Here is an 18,328-nt window from a genome sequence, read left to right on the forward strand (position 1 = left end):
GCAAGACCCGGCGCCCGGGGGGGCGGTGTTCGTCCGTGATGCCCCGTCAGGTGCCACCTCCGGCGGACACCGAGGGACCTCACCTCCAAGTGGTGGAACGCTATCGTTTGACTTGCGCATTTGGCCAACATATGTTTATCCAGTTCGTCCGGTACCCCCAAGCCGGAGAACCACCTAAAGACGCCCCCGCACCCTGGCCGACCCCGGCCCGTGCGGGGGCGTTTTTCCCGCCATCATGGGGCCATGGCATCATCCATCCTCGCCGGGTCCACCTTGGAGTACCTGCGGCCAGATCCCGGGCACCCAGCGGAGGAGGCCGCTCGTGGGAAAACGGGAACTACCCAAAGGCCATGGCCACCCTGCCGCTGGCCGACGGCGCCACGGTTGACGACTACGCTGTGGCCGAACGCTGGAACCCCTCCTACGTCCTCGTGTCCTGGGCCGATGACGGCGACCAGGCGCACTGGGCTTGGATCCCTTGCAGGAACGTCCGTCGCGTTACCGACTCCGAATGGGACATCGAAGAGTACCGGCGCTGCCCGAAGAACCTACGCGGCATCCGGTGGGGCGACCGGCTGCCGGGGTTCCTGCCCACGTAGCCAAAGCCCCAATCAGAAACCGCTTGTGCCTGTAGAGGTTTCGGAGTTGCAATAAACTATGAACCCAATGGCGTCCCTGGACACGCCCGAGGTTTCCGGAGACGTTCTTCTGTTGATCGCAGGAATAGGCGTGGCTGCGATTATCCTGATGGCGGCCTTCCTTACCTTCCTGTATTACCGCGACCGTGCCGAGGACAAGCGATCCAAGAAGAAGGCAACGTCACGGCATCGGCGGGAGCAATAGGCTCCCGGGCTTCCCTATCGGCCTGACTCCCAGGGCGGTTTTAGGGCTGTTTAGATCCTGCAGACAAACTTGGTGGGTCCTACCGGGCGCTTCTCGATAGGTCACAGCCAGGGGTATCCATATGGGTCGAGGGTTGATTTGGCATCGATCTCCGCCGCGTCGTGTTCGCGCACCTTGTCCGGGAAGGAGAAGTCGCTCGGGGCCACGGAGATCCTGGCCACGGGACGTACGGATGCTGTTGAAGCCCAGTGTGGCTCCTCGATGAGGTGCCGTCCGATCCGTTCGGGTTCCTGCCGGGTGAAGCCTCAGCGGGGCAGGAGGTAGACGGTCCCGTTACGCCGCAGAGGCGCGTCGTTTGGTGCGGGAGACGGAGAAGATAGTGCATCTCGCTGACGCGCAAGCCAGTATTCCTCTATGCCAACCATTGGACCACCTAGAGCAATCTGGCCCTCAAGGAGGGTTCACGGCGTGGGGACTTCAAGGACTGTGGGAGCGCCCGGAGTATTCCAATCAAAGAGCGTCAGATGCCACAGGTGGGGCTGCTTGCGTGAGGGGTCGATCAAGCCGTGCGCCCCTAGACGCTCCAGAGCTTCTCGAACTCGCCATGATGAGGGTGAGCCTCCGGCGGCAACGGTTTCCTGCCAGTCAGCTGCGGCATCCGCGGGATCAATTCCAACTGATGTCAGGGCCGCATGGTCACGAAGATCAACGATCCTGTCGGCATTTACTTCGAACCGCAGCACCCGAAGGTCGGGAGTGCGATTGTCAGTGTGGGCGACCATCGCAGCGGCGACACCATCCAGCGAAGCGCTGAGGTACAGCGTTGGCACATCCGGAGGGGAATACCGGCCGGCGGACCGGGATCCACCAAGCGCGACGTCACGGTAGGCCGGATCAACTGCCCGAAAGAACGAACCTGTAAAAGTACGCATCAGCGGATCGTCGCCGCCGATAGCTGGTTGGTCTCGCTGCGCCATTACGCTCTCCCCGTCCCTGCGAGTTCACTCTGTCTAAAGACAGCACTCTTCCACATCCGATGACCGATCGATTATGGCAAATGACCGTCCTGCTGCGCGGGAGGCCGGCAGCGCCTACGGAGTTAACTGACGCGGCGGTAGCGGATGTGGGTGGCCAGCGGTGAGTGAAGCACCTCGGCCGGTTCGAAGCCGAAGGATTCAACCCCGTCGAAGATGCGCTCGCCCGCACCGAGCAGGACCGGTGCGATGTCGAGGGTGAGCTCGTCGATCACGCCGGCGATCAGTGCCTGTCGGACGGTCGAGGCCCCACCGGCGATGTCCACGCCGTTGTCCCCGGCGGCCTGGCACGCTGCGGAGTAGGCCGCGTCGAAGCCCTCGGTGACGAAGTGGAAGGTCGTCCCGCCGTCCATCTGGATCGGGTCATGCCCGTGATGGGTCAGCACGAATACCGGCGCGTGGTACGGCGGTTCGGCTCCCCACCACCCGGCCCATTCCTCATCCCAATCCCCGCGGATCGGGCCGAACATGTTCCGACCCATCACATACGCGCCCCGCGGGCGCATAAGCCACTCGTTCGCGACCTTGTCGGCATCGTTGGCTCGCGGGTCGCCGATGTGCCAGCCGTGCAGCTCCAGCCCCCGCTTGCCCAGAGGGTTCTCGCGGCTCTGGTCCGGCCCGGCGACGAAGCCATCCAGCGAGATCGACATGTGGCAGGTGGTGTCCGACACCGCGAACCTCCTGAGTGATTGCGACTTGCATGCGGTCGTGTGGGGATTCTGGGGATCGTAGCAGGTGATGGCATCCTCGCCAATGCCTCCTGCCGCTGGTCGCCGACGGTCTCTCACACCCTTCGTCCGGACCAAGATCAGGGAACGCGACATTAGATCCGAAGGACACCTACTGTCGGGCTACTGTAGATCATCCGGGACGCCGAATCGCCTTCCAATGAGTACGCGAATGGCCGCGAGTAGAGGCTGATCTTCCAGCGCAATGCCCTCGCCTCCGTAATGCACCCCCGTTTCGTCACCCACTGCTTCTATGTCAAAAAGGTTGAGGACCTCGGCCACGCGAACCTGATACTCGGTGGCGGTCATTTGGCGAGACACACGAACTGGAATTGTGCTGAGTTTGCGCGCGACCTTAGCAGCGGATTCATTCATGGGCGCACTCTTGCATGGCGTTCCGCCATTGCACAAGGGGGGCGCTTCGGACCTAGTCCGGGAGTATAAGGCGACGTTAGGCTCGCGGGAGCTGGGCCCATCCTCCCGCGGCACCCGCCGGCAAAACCCTGTCGGCGCAGGTTCCAATACCGGCGGATCGTCCTGACACCCACCAGGCTGCTGGCCGCTTCTTCGCCCGAGAGTGCGCAGTCAATCCACAACATAATGACCGGATTCCGGAGGGTCCGCAGATGCTTATGACCCCGTGCTGAAAAACCCCGGATTTTCGCGGAAGTGATCCGCTCCCTTGCGCTCGATTGCTCGGGGCATGCCTGCTGCCCGCCGTCCGGAGGCCGATGATCCAAGCCGCACGCTTTCGGTGATTAATGGAACGCGTATGCGACGATTCGCCGATAGTTATCGGGTGCCAGCAGCGTGTCCGCTGTAGCGCCGGGGCCATTTGGGGGAATAGCAATGTCGATAGAAACGGTGTCTAATTCCGGACTTTCACGCGACCAACGCAGCGCACGTTGGCTCCACGGGCTATTGAACTTGTTCGTTGCGGGACCCCTGGCGGCGGGCCTGGGGTGGATGCTGAGTAACGTGCAAGGCCACATTCAGCTGTTGTCAGGAGAGGTCAGATTCGGGCACCCGGACTACGGGGCATGGAGGGCGTCCTTGGACACTGCAGTGGTCATTTGTGGCGTCAACATCGCTGTTCTGGGGTTGTTCATAGTCTTTGAACAGCGCTGGTACCGGCGGAGAATGCGAGCCCTCAACGAGTAGCGATGGTCGTCGGAGTGACGCTCCCAGTTCGGTGGGCCTTGCGTCTCCGCCGAAAAGGCGACGGTGGCGCGGGCATGCCCCGGTCTTAGGTGCCTCCCTCAGGACTGGAGGGCCGCCCGCTGCTGGCCGTCAGGCTGGCACTCAGCAAGCCATCATTTATGAGAGCGAGCCCTTACCGCCGGGAGGTTCAGTCGTTACCCTGAGCCATGAGAGAACCCGACGGCGGCGCAAGCCCTGAAGTGAAACGCTGGCTTCGTCGCCTTACTTACTATGGCGGGGCTTTAGCTTTGGCCATGATCACGCTGAACTTCCTGCCAATCGACGCCGAGCCGTGGGTCTGGGTCAAGCTGGCAGTCCTTGCCGTCGGGACCATAATCTTCCTGTTCTGGGTGACCCGGTTTTCGTTGTGGCAACGGGACGAATATTGGCGCGAACGCGGCAAAGACCCCAAGCATCCCGAGCGATTGCCCAACCACCCGCTTGAATAGCCATCGTTTATGAGAACGGCCACCAGGTGCCAGCGCTACATCTCGCTAGGCTGGCGCCATGACCGGCAATGAACCCTCTCGACGTCGCCAGGGCCCTGGCGTGAGCACGGGGTCATAACTTCCGATTGGAGCTAGGATGTTTCCGAAAAAAGGGCAGGTCTGGACGAATCGAGAGCGCGGCAGAAGTCTAGGTCTCCTGTATGGCATAGCCGCTGTCGTTTGTTTGGCCCTCGGCATTTACCTCGGTGTGGCACAGTCGAACTGGCTAGTGCTCATCATCGCGGTGGTGACTACTGCCGCTGCCGGGCTCTACGTGTACGCCAATGAGCGGGACCACCGTGGCGAACCGTAGACCGAGAATGAGCAGCAGCCGGCGCTCCCTTCAAATCCAGGCGGCTGCGCTCATCATCACGCTTGTCGTCCTCATATCTGTTTTCACCGAGGCTGCCACTACGACTGCGAAGGTGATCAATGCTGGGGCGATCATTCTCTGTCTTGCTCTTCTGGGGTTTATCGGTTCAAGACTCCTCAAGCATCGAAAGAGTGGCACCGGAGGCATCAGGGACAGCTGATCCGGACCTCTGTAAGCGAGCCGTGGGTCTGGGCCGATTTCCGTCGCCTCGCTACTTCCAGTCCTTGCGCGTCCCGGTGTAGTACCCGCCGAACATCAAGATGAGGCCGCTGAGGGCGAGCACGTATGGCGAGATACCGATGCGCTCTGGTGGGATCTGGAGGGCCATGATGGTGCCGATGAGGGCGTTCAAAGCGCCCACGCACAGAAGGAACATGCCCAGCTGTCGGGGATTCAAGGGACCGCCCCTGTTATCGCCACAATGACTCTTCCTCCGGGAACTGGTCGAGGAGCTTCTGGATCCGTGGCCGGCGGCGCCGGACCCACAGCGGGAAGCCGACAGCCCAGCCGAGGAACACGACACTGCAAACCACTCCGAGCCAGGGGTTCTCGCCGGGCTCGAAAATGACGAAGACTCCCAGCACGGTCGCAAGGCCAAAAAACACGGACCCGATCCAGGCCATGCGCCGCTCCTCGATGAGCATGGTGATCAGCTCCGGTTCCCACAGTTCCGCGGAGGCGTGCTCCGGCAGCTGTCCGGTGGAGATGGCCTTCTTGAGGTTCGTTGCCGTGGGCGAGCCGGGAGGGAGGGCCCGATCCTTGGCTGCGGCGCGGACAGCCATCCACACGGTGAAGGTGCCGATTGCCACGCCGAAGGCGCCGTAAATGGCGACATCTTCTGAGCCGACCTCCTTGCCCCGAAGGAGGCGTATGCCCAGTTGCAGGCCAGCGTATATGCGGAAGCGATGACGAGCACGAGTATCCACAGAGGCGTGCGTCGCACCAGTCCTCGCCATCTGCTCCCGGAATCCGCGATCATGACGCCTGTGAAGCGAAGGACAACGCACCCACCGCGAACCCGACGACCCCTATGAGAACGAACATGCCGCCGAAGAATCGGATGAACAACGGCTTCGAGAACAGAGACTTGGAATAATCCACTCCCATGGGCTTGTAGTCCTTCGCCATCGCAGCGTAAGCGCGTGCAGATCCCCGGACGTCAAACGCCAGCATCAGTCCAAGTAGAGCCGCAGCCAGGCCGAGGGCACCGAACGTCCACGGCACCACGCTAGCTGGCTGTTCCTGCCCGGCGAACGCCAGGAGAGGGACGGATGCGAAGGCCACTGCGAAAACGATCAGGTAGACCACGACGCAGCCCTTGATTGGCTGCGGCAATTTCATCATCGAACGCCAGATCTTCATGGGTCCCCTATCCGATAGCCGACTATTGCCGTCACCCTAACCCGTTCCGGCCCAGGGATCTACGAAAAGCCCGGCCCGGCTTTGCCCGCTGCGCGGTGAACCCCTTGGGCCAGCCGTTAGTATCAGGGCATGGGCGTCAGGAAGTGGAAGCAACCGACGAAGGTGCAGGCCATTTTTATGAGCATCCTGGCCTTGATGTTGCTGGCCAACACGGCATGGTCAGTGCTGATGGAGGGCCGCTCTGCAACGGTCTTCGTCTGGTTCGTCATGGCCTTGGACCTGGCCTTCCTGGTACTGGGCCTCTGGCTGTACCGTCGGGCTGTGAAAGTCCCACCCTCGCGCGAGTAGGAGGGATGATGAACGGGGTCGACGGCCTCATGCCAAAAGCCTGATGACCGTTGGGCCACGGCCACGCGAAGAGCCCAGAGCGTCGCCGACCTGGGTCTGGACCGTGCGCTGAAGGCTTACTACACGATGTACCTACCAGCCGGCTTGATCACTTTGGTCGCGGCTGGGATGATCCCTTAGGTCCCGGGCGATGAGCCCTCGTTTTTCGCCTGCATTTATTAGGTACGATTTCGGCCGCGGCGATGCTACAAATCGAAGACATGTTCACATGTGGAAAAGCCTGTGGAGAACGTATGTTCGATAAGCCTCCGGGATTCGTTCTAAAATTGAGGCGTGATCAAGGCAGGCTCTCCCGAGGACATAGACCGGATGGTCGCGCGCCTGGACGCCGACAAGGTTCGCCCCATGGATGACAGCTCGCCGATTCGGGACTTCCCGATATACGGGCGCCCCCTCGTGTGCGTCAACGGGATCTACGGTAAGGCTGTGGCCTGGTCCCACAGCTACGGCCTGATTGACTGGCTGGATTCCTCCGGCAAGTACCACCTGGGCTGGGCGCAGTCAGCCAGCATTAAGCGCATGACGCCAGAGGAGTGGAAGGGCAGCAGCGGGCTCTAGGGTGTGCCGAAGGTGCGTGCGATCGCCTCATTTCGCATATTGGTCCGGAGCCTCCTGGCGGTGCTGGCTCTGCCCGCGCAGTTCACAGTACCCGCAGCAAACATGACTATCGCGCACTGCCGTCAGAGCCGCGAGCGTCTTCGTCGGCAGCCTTGGTGCCTTTGGTGGGCCCGTCCCCCGCCCATCTGTTCGCATGCAGGATCAGGACGGGAATAGCCGAAATGGCAAGAGCTTGGAGTGCGGTCGGAAGTCCGCCCAGAATATAGCCGACGACGAAGCCGAGGACTGGTATGACAAATGTCCCCACCCATAGCCTTATCCATCGGTTCCTCATAGAGCCGGCTCTGCCGTGCGGTCAAGGTAGCTTCCAGCCCGCTGGAAGTCCCGGACACCAAACATCGACCCGATCACCATGACAAGCACGCCAGCCGCCATGAGCCATGAGAGGAACCCGGCTCCGCGTATGACCTGGGGAATGAATACAAGCGGGAGCACTGACATCCAGATGAGCTGTGTGGCGAGGTTCTTTCGCAGTTGCACGGCCGCGGCCCGAGAAACGACAAGGTGATCGGGATCGACGGAGCTCTTCCCGAGAATCTGGCGCCGGATGCCCTTTCGCTCTTCGTCCTCCAGTGAGAGCAGCACGTCGACCCTGCCCGACTTCGCCGCAGGCACGACTTTCTTCGCGTTGTAAAAGAGTCCGCCGATGACACCACCCAGGAATGCAAGGATGAATCCTAATCCGAGAAGCGTCGGCCAGTCCGTCGTGGCGCCTCCGAGGGCGAAGATTCCGAGGGCGGTCCCCGCAGCGACTAAGGGGATCACGCCGACCGGCAAATATATCGTGTAATACCTTTTGAGGGCTCTGCCGAGGCCCAGGTCTGCAATGCCCTCGGCTCGTCGCGTGGCGGTGGTCCAACGGTCGTCGGGACCGTGTATGAGATCGTCGATTCCGCTCATCGTCTGCTTCCCCCCGGGCGCGAGTGGTGGTGCACACACGTCTGTCCGTTGTGAACAGACTGCCAGATGCGTCTGGCTTCACGTTCGAATCTGCCGCCGTCAGCCCATATGGCGCCACCGCCCTCTAGCTCGAAACGCACTTGGAGCCCACCATCCACGACGGAGATTGAGGAGGGGGGGTGTTTGCGGACAAACGTCTTCGACATCACTCCGCGCACCGACCCGTCTGCCAGGGATCGGCTGTCATAGCCGTTCTCCTTGTCCATCGCGTCATAGCACCGGTGCAATGCCGCTTGCGGAGCCACGTGCTCCAGGCGAATAAGCGTCTCGAACATCGACAGTGTTTTGACTACCGACAGCCGTCCGCTCGAAACATAGTTGATGGTTTTTATCCTCGTTACGATGCTCCGGAACGTCCTCACCGCACCAATGCCCACCAAGATGATGAACGGGATCGCAGCCCAACTTCCCCGGGAGAAGGACAAAGTCGCGGCAACTGCGATGGCAATAGCCAAAAGCATCTCAAGGGCGATCAACATTGCGAGCCCCGACCGTAGGCTTTGCGATCGAGGGAGAGCGCCCATCACCGATCGAACAATCTGGCCATGATTCCGCTATACCAACACACACTCACGCGGGCCCCCAATGCTACGTGCTCCTCAGCGAGCGAATTTACGCTCAGATCAGCGTTACCTGATCATCATTGAGCTCAAGAAATTAGGCAATAGCGCAGGCTGCTCACTCACATGGGTCTTTTCGGAGCTCGATCGGAAGATACCGAAAAAGGGGCTGGGCACAGTCAGCCAACATCAAGCGCGTGACGGCGGAGGAGTGGAAGGGCGGCAGCGGGCTCTAAGGGTGTGCTGTCGACGGCCGCACATGTCAGAGAGCCAGCTCGCATTGAGACGTCGAACGTACCCGCTAATCGACGCAGGCAGTACACTCACCGGTATCGGACGGGAGCAAGCATGGCGAAGCGCAAGATGCACGGTATATGGGTGCTGTACTTGCTGCTGCCCTTCGCCTTCGTCACCTTCCTTTTTTGGCTGGCCAGGGACGTTTGGCATTGGCTCTGACCGGCCTCGGGGACCTCACGCTCCTGCCGTAGCAACGAGCATGTTTGGTACCGGGTCCACCGTCTAGATCAGAATCCGTTCGATCTCCACGCTCTCGCCCAGCTCGGCGAGTCCGACGTACAACTCTTCGTGTGACCGCCCCGGCTCAAGACTGATGGCCACATAACCCGGCGCGAACCACTCGCACAGGTACTCCAACCGGCCGAGTAGGTCATGGAGCCGCAGGTGCGCCGCATTGACGTCCTCGGCTCGCTTGACGGCGACCCTCACAACGCCGTTGCCCGATCGCTCCACAACAGATTGGATCACGTAGCCGGTCGCAGCCTCGGCGCGCACAACGTCACCGAGAGCCATGTCATAGGCGAAGAACGGGATGCAAGAAAGCTCGAAGCGATCTTCGCCCACTCGCTCGGTCCAGAGTTGCTCGAAACTATCCCCGCCCCCGACGTCATCGACCACGGCGCGCAGCATGAAACTCGGCGTTGGTCGGCGCACCGGGTTCGGATGAGTTGCGATCTTGGTCATCACGGAGCGATCACTTGCTGTATCTCTTTGACCGAAGGGCAATAGCTTTGCCGGCTTTTCATTCTGAGTTCTTCAAGGCGCGGCAGCTGGGCAATCGGGTGCAGGTCGCCGTCGACAACCCTGGTCGTCCCGTATAGATGCAGCTGCTCCAGACGGGTCAGGCCGGCAAGCGGGGCCAGGGTTGGTACGTCCCCGCATTCGCTGAACTCGAAGATCCGCAGCGACGGGCACGAGGCCACGGGGGCGAGGTCCACGACCTTCCGGCACGAAGAGAGCTCCAAGATCTCCAACACGGGGGATGAGGACCGTTCCAAGGCCGTGATGTCCTCTAGATTTTTTGCGAGATGAATGCCGAGCTCCGCCAGCCAGGGCAGGTCCTCGATCCCGTCGAGGGACCGGACCCGTGGATAGGCGGTCATGACCACGCTGGCCAGGGACGGCAACGACGCCAACGGCCGGAAGTCCGCCTCCGAGTAGTGGCCGAGAACCAGCTGCTCCAAGTGTGGGGCAAACAGGATTGAGCCCTGGACCTGGTGCCAGTCCGCCGACAAACCCCGCAGCAGAGGCAACCGTTCGAGTTCGATCACGGAGCTGGGGTCGGATTGCACGCGCAACGACACGAGGTGATCGCCCAGCGAATATACGGGCGACAAATCCGTCAGTGTTCGTGCGAGCAGGTTGAGACGCCGGATAGGAAGCCCGCGCACGAACTGGAGGTCCCTCTCGTGGAAGCCTTTTGCGTAATTGAGGACGAGCCCATCGGCGCGACCGTCCAGCAGGCATTCCCGGGCGTCCTGGGACCAGTCGCCTGTCACCACTAGGTCGACGCCCTCGCGGGTATCTTCGAGCGTGAATGTCATCTCGAGTAGTCCCCCGGCATTAGTTGAAGACGGCGGTCGCCGAGGCAGTCCAGCGCTCATGAAGCGTGCTCATGGCACCGATCGTAGCCGTGCGCTTCGCTTTTGCTGTCAGCTTCGCGGCGTGCCCTGTACGCGTCTCTGCTCAGGGGTCAAGACGCGGTCAGCTTGTTCGGCGGCCGTCTCTTTCGACACTCTGCGTTCGCTGATATCACCCATTGCGACCTTCCCCGTCCGGTGCTGCTGGTCCTTCAACTTTATCGACTGAGCAAGGGGAGTGGCGGGTCGTCTCGATAACAAGTTGTTGTGGCCATCAGACGCCACTCCTAACGAGCCGCACTGAGTGGTGATCCGGGAAGCTCTACCAAGTTCTAGCAGGTTCTAGGAAAAACCGTAGACCCTGCTAGAACTCGGAATACCTGCGGTCTTCACCCCTAAGAAACCTTAGGCTGACAATCTGGGTTCTAGCCCAATGCGCTTCCTTGCGGCGACCGTTGGCCCCCGTCTGCTCAGATCGGGTCCATCGTCCGCCCCAGTGACTCGAGGCCCTTAGTTGTTGTGAACCTCTCGGAGATGATGAATGCAGCCGACTGAGAGGGGCGAGGCAATGTCTGATGTGAATCAGGAAGCCCGAGCGTCCAGGAAGGAAACCATTCTGCGTATACGGAGGGGAATCCTGGTGGCCCAACTTCGGATCACCTTGGACGAGGTCCGGGGACGTCAGACGCCGGAGGCGGTAGTACGTCTGGCGAAGCTGACACCGCCGCGGTTGCCGTCACCCTTCGTCACGTTGAGACCGCCTGACGGGAAGCTCCGGAGCGATCCGGCGTCACGGAGAGAAATGGCCCTGCATGTGCGCCGCAACATTCTCGCCGCGCAGTTGAGGGTGGCCTTGGACAAGGAACGGGGCCGGGTGACTCCCGAAGCCGTGACGAGGCTGGCCCAGATGGAGCTTCCATCTCTGAGATGAAGGATCTTGGCGCCGCCGCCGGGACAGTCGCCACGGCTCATGCGCGTGCATTGGCATCCCGTCGCGGCAGCAATTTCTCGAAACATGCACCAAAAATGCACCACGAAGGTTCTGAGAATGCAGAAAACCCCCGGTTTCCCGGGGGTTTTCTTTGGCGGTGACGGTGGGATTTGAACCCACGTTGGCTTTTACACCAAACAACATTTCGAGTGTTGCACCTTCGGCCGCTCGGACACGTCACCAACCTGACTAGGGTACCGGAGCAAGGCGCCCATCCACAAAACGAGCCTCAGCGGCGCCCTCATGACGGCGCGAACGCGCGCGGCACGCTTCCCCACGAACAAAGTGGGCACTAGATTCGTAAGCACAATGACTATTTCAGAACAGCACGCCGCATCTGTTCGGCACGCCACCGCCTATTGGACCGTCGGCCCGGAACAGGGCGAGCTCCGCAGCGAGGACCTGTCCGTACCCGGCCCCGGCGAGGCGCTCGTCCGGACCTTGTATTCGGGCATCAGCAAGGGCACCGAGCTGGTGGTCCATCACGCCAGCGTCCCGGCGTGCGTCGCCGACGCCATGGCCGCCCCTAACCAAGATGGGGACTTCCCGTACCCGGTGAAATTCGGCTACCTCACCGTCGGCGTGGTCGAGGACGGTCCGGAAGGCTGGGCCGGCAAGACCGTCTTCTGCCTCTACCCGCACCAGGACCGCTTCATCGTCCCGGTCGAATCACTCACTGTGATTCCCGACGGCGTCCCCGCCCGCCGCGCAGTTCTCACCGGCACCGTGGAAACCGCCATCAACGGCCTCTGGGAGGCGGGACCCCGACTAGGCGACAGGGTTGCCGTGATCGGGGCCGGACTCGTCGGCGGCATGGTGGCCAAGCTCCTGGCCGGCTTTCCGCTGGCGCGGCTGCAACTGATCGACGTCGACCCCGCCAAGCGCGCGTTCGCGGACGCACTCGGCGTCGACTTCAGCCACCCCGACGACGCCCTCCCGGACTGCGACATCGTGATCCACTGCTCGGCCTCGCAGGAAGGCCTGCAGCGGAGCCTGCAGCTGGTGGGCGACGACGGCGACATCATCGAAATGTCCTGGTACGCCGACCGGAAGATCTCCCTACCGCTGGGGGAGGACTTCCATGCCCGCCGCCTGTCCATCCGCGCCAGCCAGGTGGGGATGGTGGCCCGCGCCCGCCGGCACCGCCGCACCAACGCCGAGCGCCTCGCGCTCGCCGTGTCCCTGCTGCAGGACCCGGTCTTTGACGTCTTTCTGACCGGATCCTCGACGTTCGAGGAGCTCCCCGGCGTCGTCCAGCGGCTCGCCGACGGAACCCTGGACGCCCTGTGCCACGTCATTGAATACCCGTCCGCCAAAGTCTCATCCACCGAAGCAAAATCCACCGAAGTCCAGTCAACCGAAGCCACGAGGTAGCCCGTGTTCAGCCTGACCGTCCGCCGTAACTTCATGATCGCCCACAGCCTTCCGCGCGAAGCTTTCGGCCCCGCCCAGGGCCTGCACGGTGCAACATTTGTCACGGAGATGACCTTCCGTCGTCGTGAGCTCAATGACGACGCAATTGTGCTGGACATCGGCGCGGCGGGGGACGTGCTGGACGGGGTTCTCGAGGGGCTGAACTACAAAAACCTCGACGAGCACCCCGACTTCGCCGGCAAGCTGAGCACCACCGAGGCCCTGGCCCGGTACATCGCCGACGCCGTCGCCGGCCAGATTCGCGTGGGCACGGACGGGCGCGAACTCGCCGGGCTGGACGTCACCCTGCGTGAGACCCCTGACGCCTGGGCCAGTTACTCGCTGGACTTCGACGCCCGCTAGGCGCCCCAGATGCCACCGGCCAGCCTTTGCATCCGGCTTGTGGTGCCCGGCAACGTCCGGCACAACTCCGGAGGGAATGTCTACAACGCAGCGCTCGCACGGGAACTGGCGGCCCTCGGCGCCGAGGTGGAAACCTGCCCGCTCGACGGCGACTGGCCGGGCGGCAGCGCGGGGGACCGGCGGCGCCTGGCCGGGCTGCTGCAGCAGGCGCCCGCAAACCCGGGTTCCCCGACTGGTTCCGTGACGTTGGTCGACAGCCTCCTCGCCTGCGGTGCGCCCGACGAACTGGAGGCGGCCGCCGCCGCGGGGCAGCAGGTCTGGATCTTGCTGCACATGCCTTTGCCGGACCACGCGGAGCGCGAACGCAGGGCCCTGCAGGCCGCGGCCGGTGTCATCTGCACGAGCAGTTCGGCCGCGGCGGGCATCCGCGCCAGGCACGGGCTCGACGGCGTCAGGGTGGCCCTGCCCGGCACTGCACCCGCCCCGTTGGCGGCAGGCAGTCTGTCCGGCGGCTCCGGCGTGCCCCACATCATCGCCGTGGCGGCACTGCTGGAGAACAAGGACCAGTCGCTTCTGCTGGACGCGCTCGCCCGGCTCGCGGACCTGCCCTGGACGGCGTCCCTCATCGGCTCCGACACCGCCCACCCTGCCTATGCCGCCCAGCTCCGGGACTCCGTGGAACGGCTGGGCCTGACCGGGCGGGTCAGCATTCCGGGCGAACTTCGGGGCCCGGCACTGGAGGCCGAATGGGACGCGGCCGATCTCAGCCTGCTGATTTCCCGGGCCGAAACCTACGGCCTGGTGGTCACCGAATCGCTGGCCCGCGGCATTCCCGTGGTGGTGCGTGCGGGCACCGGAGCCGTCGAGGCGCTCGGCGCCGGCAACCTACCCGGCTCGCCGGGGCCGGACATGCCGGTGCCGGACATGCCGGTGCCGGACATGCCGCTGCCGGGTGCCGCCGTCGAGCTCGGGACGGACCCCGCGCCCCTGGCGGACCTGCTCCGTGGCTGGCTGGGCCACCCCGGCCTCAGGGAACGCTGGCGGGACGCGGCGGCGGACGCCCGGGGCCGGTTGCCCGGCTGGGACGCCACCGCCCGGACCGTTGTGGAGTTCCTCCCGACGGAATCGCCGGTCTCGCCGGAATCCCCGGAAACCGGCAAAATCGGGACATCGGCGGCGCGGGTTCGTTCCGCTCCCGGACAAGCTGTTGGAGAATGAGCCCATGAGCACCCACCCTGTCGCCACGCAATTGCCGTCGGTAGAAGAGCCCGTCAATCTGCCGGAGCCGCAGAGCCTGACCCCGGAGCGGCTCCGGGCGTGGGCCTGGCACCGGCAGGGCCTGGACGGCTCGCTGGCCGGCTGCACGGCGGAGCAAGTCTTCGCCCGGGCGGGCTGGGCCCGATCCGTGGGCGGCGCCAACCCGTACCTCACGCTCTTCGCCCGCGCCGGCATCCGCCGCGAACAGGTGGACACAGACGTCCTCGCCCACCGGGTCCTCGAACTTCCCGTCGCCCGCGGCTGCACCTACGTCGTGGGCCGGGCCGACTTCGCCTGGGCGCTAAAGCTGGGCAAGGACGGCGCCGAAGCCATCCGGGTGCTCGGCCGGCTGGGCGTGGACCGCGGCGAAATCACGCTCCTGGAGGAGCAGGTGCTGCACGTGCTCACCGAGGCGGAGGGGCCGATGGATCCGCGGCAGCTCAAGGACGAACTAGGCGATTCAGTTCGCAACCTGGGGGAGGAAGGCAAGAAGAAGGGCGCCACCACCACGCTGCCCACCGCCCTGGGGATCCTGCAGGCGCAGGGCCGGATCCGCCGCGTCCCGGCCAATGGCCGCCTGGACCAGCAGCGCTACGCATACGAGCCGTGGGGCCTGGCGCCCAGCGGCATCGACGACGACGCCGTGCGCACCGAGCTGATCCGCCGCTACCTGGGCTGGACCGGGGGAGCCACCTTCAAGCAATCGCAGTGGTTCACAGGGTTCACCGTGGCGCAAACCAAGGCGGCGCTGGCCGCCGTCGCCGCCGTCGAGGTGCCCACCGCGCTGACCGAGGCCGGGGGCGACGCGCTGTGGATGCTGCCCGAGGACGTGGGCCGCCTCGCCGCGTTCGAGGAGCCCGCGGGCGAACAGATCCAGCTGCTCGCCGGAACGGACTCCCTGTTCCTGCTGCGCCGCAACGCGGCGGATCTGCTCGCGGAGGAAGACCGGGACAAACCGGCCCTGGGGTCGCTCGCGTTGCAGGCGGATCTCCCGGACCACCCGATCCTGGACCGCGGCCGGATCATCGGGCTCTGGCAGTACGATCCGGCCAAAGAGCGGATCGTGCCCTGGCTGTTCCATGGCCCCACGCCCGCCGTCACGCAGCGAATCGCCGAGGTGGAAGCCTGGATCCGCGAGGACCTCGGTGATTTCCGGGCCTTCAGCCTGGACTCTCCGGCCTCCCGGCAGAAGCGGATCGATGGTCTCGCGGCCTCCGCAGCGTCATCAATCGCCGGTACGGCTGGCTAGCCGGAACGGATCAGGCGCGGTGCCCGGCGAAGAAGTCCCGCAGCAGTGCAGCGCACTCTTGCTCCCGGACGCCTGCAACGACTTCCACCCAGTGGTTGAGCCGGCGCTCGCGGAGGATGTCGAACACGGACCCCGCGGCGCCGGCCTTCTCATCCCAGGCACCGAAAACCACCCGCGGAATCCTGGCGAGGACGATCGCTCCCGCGCACATCGCACAAGGTTCCAGCGTCACCACCAGGGTGCAGTCCTCCAGCCGCCAGCCGTCGTCGCCCTTGCCTTCCTGGGCCCGGTGCGCCCGCAAGCGCGCGGCGGCCTCCCGGATGGCGACCATCTCGGCATGGGCTGTCGGGTCCCCCAGTGCCTCGCGTTCGTTTCGCCCGGTGCCCAGCACGGAACCGTCCGGTCCGATCACGACGGCGCCGATCGGCACGTCCGCGGTGGCCAGGGCATTCCGGGCCTCGGCCAGGGCAAGGCTCATCCATTGGGCATGGCGGGGCTCAGGGGCAGTCATGGGTCAATGATAGTTTCGATCCTAAGCATGCTGTTCAGCTCGGCTGTGCAGCCCATGTAGTTAATTCGTCAAGTAGTCGGGAGACGGCCGTGACCACCGCAACAGAGAACTGGCTGACGCGGCGCTGGGGCAAATGGGTGGTGCCCTACGCGGCCCTGTGGATCACCATGCTGATCGGCGGCGTGGTGGTGGTGGTTCTGGCGCTGGTGACTGCAGAGGTCTACGACAACGTTGTGGACGACGCCGGCCTCGCGAACCTGGACAAGCCGGCACTGGCGTTCATGGAGCAGTTGCGCAGCCCCGGCCTGGACGCATTTGTCACCGGGTTCACCAACATCGGCGGCGGCATCGGGATGCCCATCCTGGGCAGCATCTTGACGGCACTGCTGATCTACACCTCCCGCAGCTGGCGGCCTCTGATCCTGATCGGCGGCGCCGCCGCCGTGTCTGTGACTGCCACAACCCTGGGCAAGAAAATGATCGGCCGTGTCCGCCCGGACCATGCCGACGCCGTGCCGCCCTACGAGACTTCGCCGTCGTTCCCGAGCGGTCACACGCTGAACACCACGGTGGTGATTGCCCTCGTGGTGTACCTGGCCTGCCTGCAGATCAAACGGACCAGCGCCCGGATCGGCCTGATCGCCGCGGGTGTGATCTTTATCGTCGCAATGGGCCTCAGTCGGGTCTATCTGGGCCATCACTGGTTGACCGACGTGATTGTCGGGTGGGTCATTGGGCTGGCCTGGGTGGGGATTGTGATCCTGGCCCACCGGTTCTTCCATGCGCTGCGGCACCGGGAACACGCCGGCGACGCGCCGACCTTCGAGCATCCCGCCCATCTCCATGACGGCGCCGCCGGCGGCGCTGCCGACGGCACGGCTCAGACCGACGCGAACGACGCCGATACCCCCGGCCCCGCGGGACGGTCCGCAGCATCCGGATGATAGTTTTGACCCATGCGCACTCTCGTTGTGGACCACCCGCTGGTCGCCCATAAGCTCACCGTTCTGCGGGACAAGAACACCCCGTCCCCGGTCTTCCGCCAGCTCACCGAGGAGCTTGTCACGCTCCTGGCCTACGAAGCCACGCGTGACGTCCGCACCGAACCGGTGACCATCGAGACGCCTGTCAGCACCACCGTCGGCACCGCCTTCACCAAGCCGACCCCCCTCGTGGTCCCGATTCTCCGGGCCGGGCTCGGCATGCTCGAGGGCATGACCAAGCTGGTTCCCACCGCCGAGGTCGGCTTCCTGGGCATGGCCCGCGACGAAGAGACCCTGGACATCATCACGTACGCCGAGCGCCTCCCGGAGGACCTCACGGACCGGCAGATCTTCGTCCTCGATCCCATGCTGGCCACGGGCGGAACCCTGCGCGAGGCCATCAAGTTCCTCTTCAAGCGCGGCGCCTCCGATGTCACTTGCATCTGCCTCCTTGCCGCCCCGGAGGGCCTGGCCAAGCTGGAGGAAGAGCTGTCCGACGCCAACGTGACGATCGTCCTGGCCTCGATCGACGAGAAGCTCAACGAGAAGTCCTACATCGTGCCCGGCCTGGGCGACGCCGGAGACCGCCTGTACGGCATCGCCGGCTAGGGCCAGTTCCGCCGGGGGTCCCTTCCGCATTGCCGCAGTCCGCGCTAGCGTGTGCGCCATGGATTGGAAACTTGAACTCGTGTTTGTGCCGGTGTCCGATGTGGACCGGGCCAAGGATTTCTATGTCAACAAGGTGGGCTTCAACGCCGACTACGACGAGCGGCCCATGGACGGCATCCGGTTCGTGCAGCTGACCCCGCCGGGCTCCGGCTGTTCGATTGCCATCGGCGAGGGCCTCAACGACGCCCCGCCCGGTACGGCTCCAAGCCTGCAGCTTGTGGTCAGCGACATCCAGGCCGCGCACAAGCAGCTCAAGGACAACGGCGTGGACGTCAGCGACGTCGACGTCCAGGACTGGGGGCACTTCGTCCACTTCGCCGACCCCGACGGCAACAAATGGGCCGTGCAGTACATCCCCCACCGGCCTAACGGCTGATCCACCCCGACTGCAGGGTCCGGCTTCGCCCCGCGCAGGCGTGAGTCGACAGAGTCTTCCGGAGA

The 18,328-nt window shown here is 64.1% G+C and carries 22 protein-coding genes and 1 tRNA gene; 11 read left to right on the top strand and 12 right to left on the bottom strand.

The genetic code is table 11. The features are described from left to right. Nucleotides 1-350: 350 nt before the first annotated feature. Nucleotides 351-599 carry a hypothetical protein gene (locus tag BLS42_RS14845; protein ID WP_090582460.1) on the top strand — a complete coding sequence of 83 codons (249 nt, stop codon included), beginning with the start codon at nucleotides 351-353 and terminating at the stop codon, nucleotides 597-599. 705 nt (nucleotides 600-1,304) lie between these two features. Here the strand turns inward: BLS42_RS14845 and BLS42_RS14850 are convergent. The 3 genes from BLS42_RS14850 to BLS42_RS14860 form a co-directional block, all read right to left on the bottom strand. After that, nucleotides 1,305-1,820 carry an RES family NAD+ phosphorylase gene (locus BLS42_RS14850; protein WP_256336489.1) on the bottom strand — a complete coding sequence of 172 codons (516 nt, stop codon included), beginning with the start codon at nucleotides 1,818-1,820 and terminating at the stop codon, nucleotides 1,305-1,307. A gap of 122 nt (nucleotides 1,821-1,942) precedes the next feature. After that, the gene (locus BLS42_RS14855; protein WP_218122118.1) at nucleotides 1,943-2,527 is read right to left on the bottom strand and encodes a dihydrofolate reductase family protein; all 585 of its coding nucleotides are present in this window, start codon (nucleotides 2,525-2,527) and stop codon (nucleotides 1,943-1,945) included. 201 nt (nucleotides 2,528-2,728) lie between these two features. Beyond that, nucleotides 2,729-2,980: a hypothetical protein gene (locus BLS42_RS14860; protein ID WP_090582464.1), complete on the bottom strand. Its 252-nt coding sequence runs from the start codon at nucleotides 2,978-2,980 to the stop codon at nucleotides 2,729-2,731. 992 nt (nucleotides 2,981-3,972) lie between these two features. Here BLS42_RS14860 and BLS42_RS14870 point away from each other — a divergent pair. Next, nucleotides 3,973-4,254 carry a hypothetical protein gene (locus BLS42_RS14870; RefSeq protein ID WP_090582468.1) on the top strand — a complete coding sequence of 94 codons (282 nt, stop codon included), beginning with the start codon at nucleotides 3,973-3,975 and terminating at the stop codon, nucleotides 4,252-4,254. Nucleotides 4,255-4,877: 623 nt separating this feature from the next. On the opposite strand, the gene BLS42_RS20030 is transcribed toward BLS42_RS14870, so the two are convergent. From BLS42_RS20030 to BLS42_RS14890, 3 genes are read right to left on the bottom strand one after another with little or no spacing between them, the layout of a single operon-like run. Then, complete coding sequence (locus tag BLS42_RS20030; protein WP_143019209.1) at nucleotides 4,878-5,063, bottom strand: hypothetical protein; 186 nt, start codon at nucleotides 5,061-5,063, stop codon at nucleotides 4,878-4,880. 13 nt (nucleotides 5,064-5,076) lie between these two features. Further along, nucleotides 5,077-5,592 (bottom strand): hypothetical protein, encoded by a 516-nt coding sequence (locus BLS42_RS14885; protein ID WP_143019210.1) that lies wholly within the window; start codon nucleotides 5,590-5,592, stop codon nucleotides 5,077-5,079. Between the two features lie 49 nt (nucleotides 5,593-5,641). Further along, nucleotides 5,642-6,028, bottom strand: a complete 387-nt coding sequence (locus BLS42_RS14890; RefSeq protein WP_090582475.1) for a hypothetical protein — start codon at nucleotides 6,026-6,028, stop codon at nucleotides 5,642-5,644. A 177-nt stretch (nucleotides 6,029-6,205) separates the two neighbouring features. On the opposite strand from BLS42_RS14890, the gene BLS42_RS20305 reads away from it, so the two are divergent. Together BLS42_RS20305 and BLS42_RS14900 are read left to right on the top strand one after the other, a co-directional pair. Then, nucleotides 6,206-6,376 (top strand): hypothetical protein, encoded by a 171-nt coding sequence (locus BLS42_RS20305; RefSeq protein ID WP_176803450.1) that lies wholly within the window; start codon nucleotides 6,206-6,208, stop codon nucleotides 6,374-6,376. Nucleotides 6,377-6,709: 333 nt separating this feature from the next. Further along, nucleotides 6,710-6,994: a hypothetical protein gene (locus BLS42_RS14900; RefSeq protein ID WP_090582479.1), complete on the top strand. Its 285-nt coding sequence runs from the start codon at nucleotides 6,710-6,712 to the stop codon at nucleotides 6,992-6,994. Between the two features lie 330 nt (nucleotides 6,995-7,324). On the opposite strand, the gene BLS42_RS14905 is transcribed toward BLS42_RS14900, so the two are convergent. From BLS42_RS14905 to BLS42_RS14930, 5 genes are all read right to left on the bottom strand, one after another. Then, nucleotides 7,325-7,954: a hypothetical protein gene (locus BLS42_RS14905; RefSeq protein WP_090582481.1), complete on the bottom strand. Its 630-nt coding sequence runs from the start codon at nucleotides 7,952-7,954 to the stop codon at nucleotides 7,325-7,327. Beyond that, a complete protein-coding gene (locus BLS42_RS14910) occupies nucleotides 7,951-8,493 on the bottom strand; it encodes a hypothetical protein (protein ID WP_143019211.1) in 543 nt (180 codons plus the stop codon). The genes BLS42_RS14905 and BLS42_RS14910 overlap by 4 nt, the downstream gene beginning before the upstream one ends. A gap of 600 nt (nucleotides 8,494-9,093) precedes the next feature. After that, entirely contained in the window at nucleotides 9,094-9,555 is a 462-nt protein-coding gene (locus tag BLS42_RS14915; RefSeq protein WP_090582485.1) for a DUF4265 domain-containing protein, read from the bottom strand. Then, nucleotides 9,555-10,415: a hypothetical protein gene (locus BLS42_RS14920; RefSeq protein ID WP_090582487.1), complete on the bottom strand. Its 861-nt coding sequence runs from the start codon at nucleotides 10,413-10,415 to the stop codon at nucleotides 9,555-9,557. Before BLS42_RS14920 ends, BLS42_RS14915 begins: the two co-directional genes overlap by 1 nt. Before the next feature lie 1,119 nt (nucleotides 10,416-11,534). Next, a tRNA-Ser gene (locus BLS42_RS14930) sits at nucleotides 11,535-11,624 on the bottom strand. Nucleotides 11,625-11,751: 127 nt separating this feature from the next. On the opposite strand from BLS42_RS14930, the gene BLS42_RS14935 reads away from it, so the two are divergent. From BLS42_RS14935 to BLS42_RS14950, 4 genes are read left to right on the top strand one after another with little or no spacing between them, the layout of a single operon-like run. Beyond that, nucleotides 11,752-12,816: a zinc-dependent alcohol dehydrogenase gene (locus tag BLS42_RS14935; protein WP_090582491.1), complete on the top strand. Its 1,065-nt coding sequence runs from the start codon at nucleotides 11,752-11,754 to the stop codon at nucleotides 12,814-12,816. Between the two features lie 3 nt (nucleotides 12,817-12,819). Next, nucleotides 12,820-13,218: a 6-pyruvoyl trahydropterin synthase family protein gene (locus tag BLS42_RS14940; protein ID WP_090582493.1), complete on the top strand. Its 399-nt coding sequence runs from the start codon at nucleotides 12,820-12,822 to the stop codon at nucleotides 13,216-13,218. 9 nt (nucleotides 13,219-13,227) lie between these two features. Then, nucleotides 13,228-14,436, top strand: coding sequence for a glycosyltransferase (locus BLS42_RS14945; protein WP_090582496.1), 1,209 nt, complete (start codon nucleotides 13,228-13,230; stop codon nucleotides 14,434-14,436). Nucleotides 14,437-14,440: 4 nt separating this feature from the next. Further along, a complete protein-coding gene (locus tag BLS42_RS14950) occupies nucleotides 14,441-15,724 on the top strand; it encodes a DNA glycosylase AlkZ-like family protein (RefSeq protein ID WP_090582498.1) in 1,284 nt (427 codons plus the stop codon). A gap of 10 nt (nucleotides 15,725-15,734) precedes the next feature. On the opposite strand, the gene BLS42_RS14955 is transcribed toward BLS42_RS14950, so the two are convergent. Continuing rightward, a complete protein-coding gene (locus BLS42_RS14955; RefSeq protein ID WP_090582500.1) occupies nucleotides 15,735-16,235 on the bottom strand; it encodes a nucleoside deaminase in 501 nt (166 codons plus the stop codon). 89 nt (nucleotides 16,236-16,324) lie between these two features. Here BLS42_RS14955 and BLS42_RS14960 point away from each other — a divergent pair, with 89 nt between their 5' ends. The 3 genes from BLS42_RS14960 to BLS42_RS14970 are packed head-to-tail and all read left to right on the top strand — an operon-like array spanning nucleotide 16,325 to nucleotide 18,263. Next, nucleotides 16,325-17,179: a phosphatase PAP2 family protein gene (locus BLS42_RS14960; protein WP_090582502.1), complete on the top strand. Its 855-nt coding sequence runs from the start codon at nucleotides 16,325-16,327 to the stop codon at nucleotides 17,177-17,179. A gap of 12 nt (nucleotides 17,180-17,191) precedes the next feature. Continuing rightward, the gene (gene upp / locus BLS42_RS14965) at nucleotides 17,192-17,827 is read left to right on the top strand and encodes a uracil phosphoribosyltransferase (RefSeq protein ID WP_090582504.1); all 636 of its coding nucleotides are present in this window, start codon (nucleotides 17,192-17,194) and stop codon (nucleotides 17,825-17,827) included. Between the two features lie 58 nt (nucleotides 17,828-17,885). Beyond that, complete coding sequence (locus BLS42_RS14970) at nucleotides 17,886-18,263, top strand: glyoxalase superfamily protein (protein ID WP_090582506.1); 378 nt, start codon at nucleotides 17,886-17,888, stop codon at nucleotides 18,261-18,263. Nucleotides 18,264-18,328: the final 65 nt, after the last annotated feature.

It is taken from the genome of Arthrobacter sp. ov407 (assembly GCF_900102895.1).
Classification (GTDB): Bacteria; Actinomycetota; Actinomycetes; order Actinomycetales; family Micrococcaceae; genus Arthrobacter.